The following is a 9427-nucleotide window of genomic DNA, read 5'->3' as shown; positions in this document are numbered from 1 at the left end:
TTGGCTAAAAAGTCAGAGAGCGGCTGGTACTGCGTGGCTTCCATGCGGATCTACTATTCAGGAACATCGGAAGGATGGGTTTATATCAAAGTTGCTCTCAGTTTTCCAAATTGATGCAATTGCCCTGATCTCTCTTTCCTTTCATTACCAGTGGGTTACGCATAGCACGTGCGCTTTCCCTACCTACATCAGACTGAGCAGTGATGAACAAAAACGTCCACTCCAAACTCGTCGCAGCTGCCATTATTGGCAATACCATCGCCTGGGCTGACTTTGCACTTTACTCCTACTTTGCCCCCATTCTGTCGAAGGTGTTTTTTCCCTTCGCTTCGTATTCGACGTCGCTGTTACTTTACTCCCTGATTTTCGCTGTTGGCTTTTTGTTCAGGCCGATTGGTGGGCTTATCTCAGGTGCTTATGCGGATAAATATGGCCGAAAAAAAAACGCTCCTGGCCACCGTTGTTATTTCATCCGTGTGTACCGCTCTTATTGGCATACTCCCGGGTTACGATCAGTTTGGTTACTTTTCTATTGTTCTCCTGGTCATCATTAGAATTTTTCAGACCATGGCTATTTCAGCAGAACCCACTAACTCCACAGCCCTGCTTATTGAACTGGGTTTAAACAAACATCGTGGTTTGATTTCAAGCAGCGTCATGTGCGGTGTTTTTCTGGGTTTTTCCGTGGGTATCCTGTCTTTCTACCTGATCACGGTTGAATTAAGTGACGAACAAATTCATCTCTGGGGCTGGCGGATACCTTTTCTGTCCTTTCTTGTGATTGGGCTTGTTGTCGCCTATCTGCTCATGAAAGTCGATGAATCACCTGTTTTTCTTGCTCATCAGAAAAGCGGTGAAATTACCAAAAATCCTATCAAGGCTTCCTTTGTCAACCAAATGAGTTCTCTGTTCATGTCCTTTGGTTATGGCATCATGATGGCCATGGGTAATTACTTTCTGCTGGGGTTTGTCCCTTCGTTCTTATCCCACAGTACTCATTTAAGCCTGAAGGAAACCAACCTGGCCATTCTGGTCAGTTTACTCATCAGTACGCTGCTTATTCCCGTTTGTGGCTTCATATCAGATCGGGTAGGCCGCCGCCCGGTCATGGCTTTCGGAGCCATACTGTTTATTCTGATCAGTTATCCCATGTTCTTTTTCATCGCCAAGGGAGAACTGGTTTATACCATGATCGGGCTGGCCATGTACGCCGTAGCACTGGCCCCTACTTCTGCTGTATTAACGACGGCCATTACAGAAATGTTTCCGTTTGAGACCCATTGCACCGGCGGTGCCATTGGTTACAACATTGCGCTGACTTTTGCCGGTGGGCTTACACCGGTCATATGCCAACAAATCTACCGGCTCACCGGGGATATATACTCGCTGGTTTACTACATCACGTTGCTGGCCCTGACCCATTTGCTTTTTGTCATCTTTTCCAAAGAGACCAAAAACAACCCTGTGGACTGACGTATTGGTCAAAACGTCCTTCAAAGGGCTTTCAGCTCAGCTATTTTTAACCGATATTAACTACGAATCTGGCCGAGAATAGACACCTCGGCCAACAGTCCAGCAAGAACGGCTATTACGATAGAAACAATGACTGAACTATTTCTGACTCCGGAGCCCTGGATTGCTCTGGCTACCCTGACCATCCTGGAAATCATTCTGGGTATCGACAACATCATTTTTATCACTATCGTTGTCGATAAATTGCCTGAGCACCAACGTAACAGTGCCCGAAGACTGGGGCTGCTGCTGGCTATGTTCACACGGATTGCCCTGCTGCTTTCCATTACCTGGATCATGAGTCTGACCGTTCCCCTGTTTCATCTGCTTGAACACAGTATTTCTGGACGGGATCTGATTCTTCTGGGCGGTGGTCTCTTCCTGCTGGCCAAATCGACACACGAGATCCATGACTCTATTGAACCCGGGGAAGGCGAAGGCCCTCATCTCAAGCCAAGAGGCTATGTCATAACCCTGGTGCAGATTGCCCTGATCGATATTGTCTTCTCTCTGGACTCGGTGATCACAGCGGTAGGGCTGGCAGAACATCTATGGGTCATGGTGACGGCCATTGTAATTTCTGTGGGCATTATGATGTTTGCTGCAGCCCCTATAGGAGAGTTCGTCAGTAATCACCCCACCTTCAAAATGCTGGCCCTTTCATTCCTGATTCTGGTCGGAGTCTCTCTGATGGGCGAAGGTCTGGACTTTCATATCCCCAAAGGCTACATCTACTTTGCCATGGCGTTTTCTCTTGCTGTTGAGATGCTCAATACCCGCCTGCGATCCAGGCAATCTGAGCAACACAAATAGCGGGGGACTCATTCTCACTCACTGAGCAACACCCCTACTATCTGGAGCTGTTATGTCCTGCCCGATTCTGTTTGATATGGATGGTGTGATTGCCGATTCCTGGCAGCCCTTTTACGCTTTCTGGTCACAGGTTCTCATCAATCTGGGGGCAGAAGATCTGGCCAGCGAAGAAGAAATACTGGCTCTTTTTGAAGGTAACTTCTTTGAGAAACTGGCTCAGCGGGTACCCGGTAACTGGATGCAGCCAGCCTTTTTGAGCCATGCCCGGCTTGCGCATTGTCAGTTCATGAAGCAGTGCCCCTCTATCCCCCATGTTAGCGAAGGGTTACAACATCTTTCAGCACACTTCCCTCTCTATCTGGTCACCTCCAACTTTGCAGAAGCGGCAGAGCATTTTCTGGACAACCAGAAGATCGATTGTTTCCAGGAAGTGTTAGGCATGGAGCACAGCTTCAGTAAAACAGACAAAATCCAGACCGTCATGAAGCAACACCCGAATTTGCCCTGTTACTTTATCAGCGACACTTCAGGCGACCTTCATGAAGCCCGTAAAGCCGGAGCTATTCCGGTTGCAGTGACATGGGGTTGGCATGACCGCACAACCCTGGAAGCAGCAAAACCCGCCTTCATACTTGACACTCCAGCTGAGCTGCTAGAATTCAGAACTCACATTTAAAGTTCAACAGGTCACCATGAGACTTAACCGGTTCAGATATTGCTTACTCAGCCGCTTCGTTCTGGTAGGCATAGCTCTTCTGCTCAGCGCTTGTGCCAGTGACATGAGTCAGCAGGAAAATGCTGAGGCACCTCCCTGTACCGAGTCCCGGTGTCAGGAGCCGGAAGAAAAAACGGCCACCGAAATCGAAAATGCCCGAGTGGATGAAAAACGCCGCAACAAAATTATCAAGGATAATAAACAACCCATTCCCGGGACTTATTATCCTGTCGATCAAAGCAGAACACCCCGGCAGCCGGGCAACCCACAGGGTATCAGTTACTGAAACGGGTGACATTAATGGATAGTTTGAAAGCAGAGCTGATTCAGCTCAGGTCTCATCTTCTAACTGGCACCAGCCACATGATTCCCTTTGTGGTTGCCGGGGGCGTACTGCTCTCGCTGTCCGTGATGCTGCATGGTAAGGGAGAACCCCCTGAGTACGGTTTCCTGAAAGATTTGTGGGATATGGGGGTGGCTGGCTTCACCCTCTTTATCCCCGTTCTGGGGGGCTACATAGCCTGGTCCATTGCCAGCCGACCCGGTCTGGCACCCGGTATGATTGGTGCCTGGCTGGCCGGTCAGTATGGTGCGGGTTTTCTGGGAGCCATGATTGTAGGGTTCATCGCGGGCTATATCGTCAAGGCCCTCAAGAAGATCCCACTCTCCACCACCATGAGGCCCGTAGCCTTAATCTTTATCTACCCTCTGGTCGGCACCTTCCTGACCTCGGCTCTGGTCATCTGGGTTATTGGCCAGCCCATTGCCGATATGATGAACCATTTGAATGAATGGCTGCACAGTATGCAGGGGCTATCAAAAGTATCCTTAGGGGCCATTCTTGGTGGCATGACCGCTTTTGACATGGGAGGCCCCATCAACAAAGTGGCTACCCTGTTCGCCCAGACTCAGGTCAAGGATCACCCTTATCTGATGGGAGGAGTGGGCATTGCCATTTGCACTCCGCCCCTGGGCATGTGGCTGGCGACCCTGATGTCTCCCAAGAAATATTCTCCCGAAGAACGACAGGCTGGCAAGGCGGCTCTGGCGATGGGAATGATCGGTATTTCAGAAGGCGCAATACCCTTTGCTGTTGCGGACCCAATACGGGTCATACCCGCCATTGTTCTTGGCGGTATTACCGGCAACATTATTGGTTTTATGTCCGGAGTCATCAATCATGCGCCCTGGGGTGGCTGGATCGTTCTTCCTGTAGTGGAAGGTCGCCTCTGGTATATTTTGGCCACAATAGCAGGTGCACTGGTAACAGCCATAGCGGTCAACCTCATGAAATCAGCAAAGCCTGAACCTGACTGAACAATTCCGTTTTTTCACAGAAAGAATTTATGCCTGTCGTCGATAATTACTGTTACCCTGCATTGAGAATGCCTGACGGTCAGATCCCTATTTATGAAGAACACTTACTCACTGGTTGAAATCACACCGCAAAGTCATGATGTTATTCTCGAAATCGCCTATGCCACCGAGAAAAACTTCACGGGTAAGCCGGTTTATAAACAGCCTCTGTGCCTGATGCATGAAGAAGCCGCCAGCAGACTGCAACGAGCCATTGAGGTTCTGCAGCCTATGGGCCTGCGATTAAAAATCTGGGATGCCTTCCGTCCCCAGGAAGCCCAACAAGAACTCTATGACTGTGCACCGGACCCCGAATACGTATCTCACCCGCAAACTGGGGTGCGTCCCCACTGCAGAGGGATAGCCATTGATCTAACCCTGGTTGATCAGTTCGGCCATGAACTGGAAATGGGCACCGAGTTTGATGACTTCCGTTCTCTGGCCCACCATGGCAATGATCAGGTGTCCAATCTCGCACAGAAAAACCGGTTAATTCTGGCCGGAGCCATGAATGTTGCTGGCTTCAACCCCATTCAAAGCGAATGGTGGCACTATCAGTTACCCGATGCTGATCATTATCCGGTATTAAAAGAAAGTGAGCTCGGCTCAGGTATTCTGTAAGCTCGACCAATAAAATTATTCTCTGGCGAACGGTCACTATACTAACTCCTCACAAATCCACACTCGGTAATCTTTGAGGATTACCTGGCCAGGGAGCTTACTTGTGAGAAGTCTGTGTTTATTGATTTTGTCCTCTCTTTTGATTCAGTCTCTGTATGCATCTTCAGACCTCACACTTAACCCGGCTAACTCCTCTCAGGTTCAACTCCCCAGAGCTATTCCATCGGGATACACAATGACGTTCAAACGTTATTGCCAGTCGGAAACCACAGAAATAAATACCATAGATGCCCCACTCGTCCTGAACGGCGCTACGGTTAAAACCATCCAGAAAAAATCAGGCAAGGGAAAAAGCTGGCTACAGATCATTGTCCCAAAGTCAGAACTGGACTTGTTGCAACAGTCCTCACACAGTGGTTCAGAACAATGGATTAAAGTGTACGGCTCTTTTTCTGAAGATTCCGAATCAACAGAGCCGAAAACCCACCTGAAGGCCCTGTCTTTTCCTGCCCGAAGCCTGTCGCTGCGCGGTATGGTGAAAAGTGAGCACGACTCTGACGACATGCTCTATGAAGCTCAGGTTCCTCTGGAGCGGGTAAAGGTATCTGACGCCATCACCGAATCAGATGACAACGAAGCGCCTGAAGAAATTATTCGCAAAGAACTTGCCTGTCGTGCCGCTGAACGAGCCAATCAACCCCAGTTGATGATCTCTTCCCGTTCGAACACATCCCTGACAACCCATGATGCAAGTTCATACATTCCACAGGATATGATGGCCTGGATCGTTGTAGGCTCAGCCGGCTTATTTCTCACCCTTAAACAATACACTGGAGCGGATACCGTCCCCTCCTTCCTGCACTCACTGATTACCGGCACCGGCTCCAGCTATCTTTATTTCAGTCGCAATACATCCTATGTTGAACGCATTACCCTGCAGCGAGAACCCGCCAACACTTGGGAAATTATTCTGCCACTGATTACTTTTGGATACGCAGCCTGGGAAATACTCGACTCCATTGCCGTTGGCAGCAAAGCCTTCTTTATTCATGGCAGCACAATATTCTTAACCTGCACCACCTTCTGCGCCCTGGGTCGGATACACCTTGTCGCTGACGGACTGATTGTGGAGTTCTCTACCCTCTACCTGAACTTCCTGAGGTATCACCCCGCAATACGCGTCATGTTCGCAGCGTCATTCTTTATCTTCCGGTGGGGTATTTTTCCTTATGAGTGGGCTAAATTTGCTTTAGCCGTCTACCGGGGAGAAGCCGAGTATGAGAACAGCCACGTTATCAATCCGGTAGTGATTTCATCAGGGGGGGTCTTCAATACTCTGAACTTTTATTGGGGAGTGTTCATCATCTATCGAATGGCGACAACCTGGTTCAGCGTTAAAAAAGCCCAACCTCATTGATCGCTGTATTGAGAGGATATAAAAGGTACAGCTCTCAGCAGTGAGAGCTGTACCTGGGCCTGAATTCAAACAGGCTCCTAGCTGGCAGCATTAATCGCCAGCTCTTCCACATGGCTGATCAATTTACGAATCTCGGGAATACAGGATCCGCAGTTTGTTCCAGCCTTAAGCGATTGACCCACTTCAGCAGGTTCACTGAAGCCCTGCTCTTCAATCGCCCGGCAAATGGTTTTCTCACCCACACCAAAACAGGCACAGATCACTTTACCTGAATCCTCTCCACTGGGTGGCAAACCGGCCAGCAAACGCCAACGATCGGCAAAAGGAATATCCTCGCGACTAAAAGCATCCTGCAACCAGCTACGATCACTGTCTGATAGCGACTCTCCAACAATCAGCAAAGCCTGTAGCTGACCAAGAGCAAACCAGGCGCTTCGGGTACAACCGGTTGCTGGATCGGTATAATCAATCCGTTCTTTTTCTGAACCGATACACTCCAGTGCTGCCGAATCAATAGACTGACCGGCCAGTTCATATCGGAATCCCTGCTGGAATTTTATTTCTGTCCCATAGTCGAACTGATCAAAACTCTGCTTCTGACGGCTCAGTAAAACCGCTTGCTGCTTCAATGAGACCGCCTCAATACTGGCGGGTGTGTGCTTACATCCTGGCTGCTTTGACCAGGGGTCAACGGCCGGTTTTACCAATACACCACAGTGTCCCGTTTTACTGTTTTGGCGAGTCCAGTGCATAGGCATAAAAACATTACCCTTACCCACAGAAGGTGTCACAGTCACTCTGATCAGAACGGCGCCAAACGCAGTGCTCAACCGGCACAAAGCCTGATCGGCCAGTCCATATTGATGAGCATCCTCAGGATGAACTTCCAGAAAAGGTTCATCAATATGCTGACTCAACCTCGGTGACAGTGCCGTCCGTGTCATCGTGTGCCAGTGATCACGAACCCTGCCCGTATTCAGCAACAGTGGATAATCCGTGTTGGGCTGATGGTAGGACACCTTGAACTCTGTTGAAACAATCGTTGCCCGAGCCGTTTCAGTGTAAAAACCGCCCTGCGCAAACAACCTTGAATTTGGCTGACCAGAGGTTTGTCCGGCAATCCTTGGCCACTGAAATGGTTCAAGCGCTTCGTAATCTGCATCCGAAACAGACGCCACAGCACCTATATTAAAATCTCGAATACGGCCTTCTGAGTTATTTTCAAAGGCAGATAAAGCGGCATGTTCACGGAAGATATCTGCCGACTTTTGATAGTCAAAAGCGGCTCCATACCCAAGCTTTTCAGCCACTCTAGAGATAATCCACCAGTCAGGTCTGGATTCACCTGACAGATCAAACAAGGCTCTTTGTCTGGAAATTCTTCTTTCCGAATTGGTGACCGTACCGTCCTTTTCACTCCAGCCAGCGGCGGGTAAACGAATATGGGCAAACTCCGAAGTATCTGTTTTTTCAATACAATCAGACACCACTACGGTCGGACACTTTTTCAAGGCGCTGATCACCTTATTGGCATCAGGCATACTGACCACAGGGTTGGTCCCCATGATCCAGATAAATTTGATTTCGCCCTTATCCATGGCATTAAAAAGATCAACAGCGGTTTTACCGGGCGCCTGGGCAATATTGGGCGCATTCCAGAAACGCCTGACGCGATCAATATCGTCAGCTTTTGCGAAATCCATATGGGCAGCCAGCTGATTGGCAAGCCCACCCACTTCTCGGCCTCCCATCGCATTAGGCTGACCGGTCAAAGACAGTGGACCTGCCCCCGGTTTACCGATACGACCCGTGATCAGATGACAATTAATGATGGCATTCACTTTGTCCGTACCGGCAACGGACTGATTAACGCCCTGAGACCAGGCCGTAACCACTTTATCGGTCTGCGAAAACCACTGACAAAATTGCTTGATCGCGGCTTTATCGACTCCGCAGAGCTCAGCCACTTCTGAAAAACTGCCTACCTTTCCGACCGCTTTCAAAGCCTCTTCAAAACCCTGGGTATGCTGCTCTATATACGACGAATCAAGCTTATTGTGCTTATTAAGAAAACTGAATAATTTATTAAAGAGAGCCGTATCGGTCCCTGATTTAAGGGGCAGGTGCAGATCGGCAATGTCACAGGTGTCGGTGACACGAGGATCAATCACAACCACCTTCATATCCGGGCGTTGCTCTTTCGCAGCTCGGATCCTCTGGAATAGCACCGGATGACACCAGGCCGTGTTGGCACCGACCAGAATAACCATATCGGCCAGCTCAAGATCTTCGTAGTTACCCGGAACGGTATCGGAACCAAATGTTCTCTTCTGCCCTGCCACCGTTGAAGCCATGCAGAGGCGTGAGTTGGTGTCCATGTTGCTGGAACCAATAAAACCCTTCATCAGTTTATTGGCAACATAGTAATCTTCGGTCAATAACTGACCAGAGCCGTACAAAGCAACCGCTTCTGGTCCGTATTCATTCAGAGTGGCTTTCAGTCGATCTGCGACTTCATCCAGAGCCTTATCCCAATGGGCTCTCTGCTCGCCTATAAAAGGGGTTAACAGGCGGTTCTCCAGAGAAACGGTTTCTCCCAGCGCACTCCCCTTCGAACAAAGTCGGCCCAGATTCGCCGGATGATCTTTCAGACCTTCGATATCAACCAGATGCAGCTCTTTATCAGTGACTGTCGCCTTGATGCCACAGCCAACACCACAATAGGCACACGTCGTGTGGATGACTTGCTGAGGGTCATTGCTTATATTGATGCTGCCAGCCATGGGCATACTTCCTTTGTCCGTACTTTCTGAATATTTCAAGGAGCCTTTCTACAGCTCAATGGCTTCTAGGAGTCTGTCGGACCTAAGACAATTTCGGCCTAAATTCCAGAAAGAACGGTCCAATTATTTGATGAATTCGATTAAATAGGTCAACTATTCGCACGAATCCATCAAATAATTCGACTCGTTCTACTGAAATTTATGCTCGAA

Annotated in this window: 8 protein-coding genes and 1 pseudogene; 8 read left to right on the top strand and 1 reads right to left on the bottom strand. The window is 49.2% G+C overall.

Annotation, left to right across the window (positions count from 1 at the left end; genetic code table 11):
* Positions 1 to 203 precede the first annotated feature (203 nt).
* The 8 genes and pseudogenes from ACR2PX_RS28110 to ACR2PX_RS28075 form a co-directional block, all read left to right on the top strand.
* A pseudogene (locus tag ACR2PX_RS28110) lies at positions 204 to 383 on the top strand (MFS transporter); the annotation flags it as partial.
* Positions 384 to 429: 46 nt separating this feature from the next.
* Entirely contained in the window at positions 430 to 1473 is a 1044-nt protein-coding gene (locus ACR2PX_RS28105) for an MFS transporter (protein ID WP_434002665.1), read from the top strand.
* A gap of 129 nt (positions 1474 to 1602) precedes the next feature.
* Positions 1603 to 2325, top strand: coding sequence for a TerC family protein (locus ACR2PX_RS28100; RefSeq protein ID WP_434002664.1), 723 nt, complete (start codon positions 1603 to 1605; stop codon positions 2323 to 2325).
* A gap of 52 nt (positions 2326 to 2377) precedes the next feature.
* Complete coding sequence (locus ACR2PX_RS28095; protein ID WP_434002663.1) at positions 2378 to 3001, top strand: HAD family hydrolase; 624 nt, start codon at positions 2378 to 2380, stop codon at positions 2999 to 3001.
* Between the two features lie 16 nt (positions 3002 to 3017).
* Positions 3018 to 3326: a hypothetical protein gene (locus ACR2PX_RS28090; RefSeq protein ID WP_434002662.1), complete on the top strand. Its 309-nt coding sequence runs from the start codon at positions 3018 to 3020 to the stop codon at positions 3324 to 3326.
* Between the two features lie 14 nt (positions 3327 to 3340).
* Complete coding sequence (locus ACR2PX_RS28085; protein WP_434002661.1) at positions 3341 to 4357, top strand: PTS fructose transporter subunit EIIC; 1017 nt, start codon at positions 3341 to 3343, stop codon at positions 4355 to 4357.
* A 93-nt stretch (positions 4358 to 4450) separates the two neighbouring features.
* On the top strand, positions 4451 to 5017 hold the full coding sequence (gene ddpX / locus ACR2PX_RS28080) for a D-alanyl-D-alanine dipeptidase (protein ID WP_434002660.1): 567 nt from the start codon (positions 4451 to 4453) through the stop codon (positions 5015 to 5017).
* Positions 5018 to 5120: 103 nt separating this feature from the next.
* Complete coding sequence (locus ACR2PX_RS28075; RefSeq protein WP_434002659.1) at positions 5121 to 6434, top strand: TLC domain-containing protein; 1314 nt, start codon at positions 5121 to 5123, stop codon at positions 6432 to 6434.
* Between the two features lie 77 nt (positions 6435 to 6511).
* Here ACR2PX_RS28075 and ACR2PX_RS28070 read toward each other — a convergent pair whose 3' ends face one another.
* Complete coding sequence (locus ACR2PX_RS28070) at positions 6512 to 9217, bottom strand: molybdopterin-dependent oxidoreductase (RefSeq protein ID WP_434002658.1); 2706 nt, start codon at positions 9215 to 9217, stop codon at positions 6512 to 6514.
* Between the last annotated feature and the right edge of the window lie 210 nt (positions 9218 to 9427).

It is taken from the genome of Endozoicomonas sp. (assembly GCF_051008435.1).
In the GTDB taxonomy this organism is placed as follows: Bacteria; Pseudomonadota; Gammaproteobacteria; order Pseudomonadales; family Endozoicomonadaceae; genus Endozoicomonas_A.
Note: the sequence above shows the minus strand (reverse complement) of the source record. Positions and strands in the feature narration are given on the sequence as shown.

Bases quoted from the DNA above. Each gene is read 5' to 3' on its own strand.
- ACR2PX_RS28070 (WP_434002658.1), bottom strand. From the start codon at position 9,217: ATGGCTGGCAGCATCAATATAAGCAATGACCCTCAGCAAGTCATCCAC.
- ACR2PX_RS28100 (WP_434002664.1), top strand. From the start codon at position 1,603: ATGACTGAACTATTTCTGACTCCGGAGCCCTGGATTGCTCTGGCTACC.
- ACR2PX_RS28090 (WP_434002662.1), top strand. From the start codon at position 3,018: ATGAGACTTAACCGGTTCAGATATTGCTTACTCAGCCGCTTCGTTCTG.
- ACR2PX_RS28105 (WP_434002665.1), top strand. From the start codon at position 430: ATGGCCGAAAAAAAAACGCTCCTGGCCACCGTTGTTATTTCATCCGTG.
- ACR2PX_RS28095 (WP_434002663.1), top strand. From the start codon at position 2,378: ATGTCCTGCCCGATTCTGTTTGATATGGATGGTGTGATTGCCGATTCC.
- ddpX (WP_434002660.1), top strand. From the start codon at position 4,451: ATGAAGAACACTTACTCACTGGTTGAAATCACACCGCAAAGTCATGAT.
- ACR2PX_RS28085 (WP_434002661.1), top strand. From the start codon at position 3,341: ATGGATAGTTTGAAAGCAGAGCTGATTCAGCTCAGGTCTCATCTTCTA.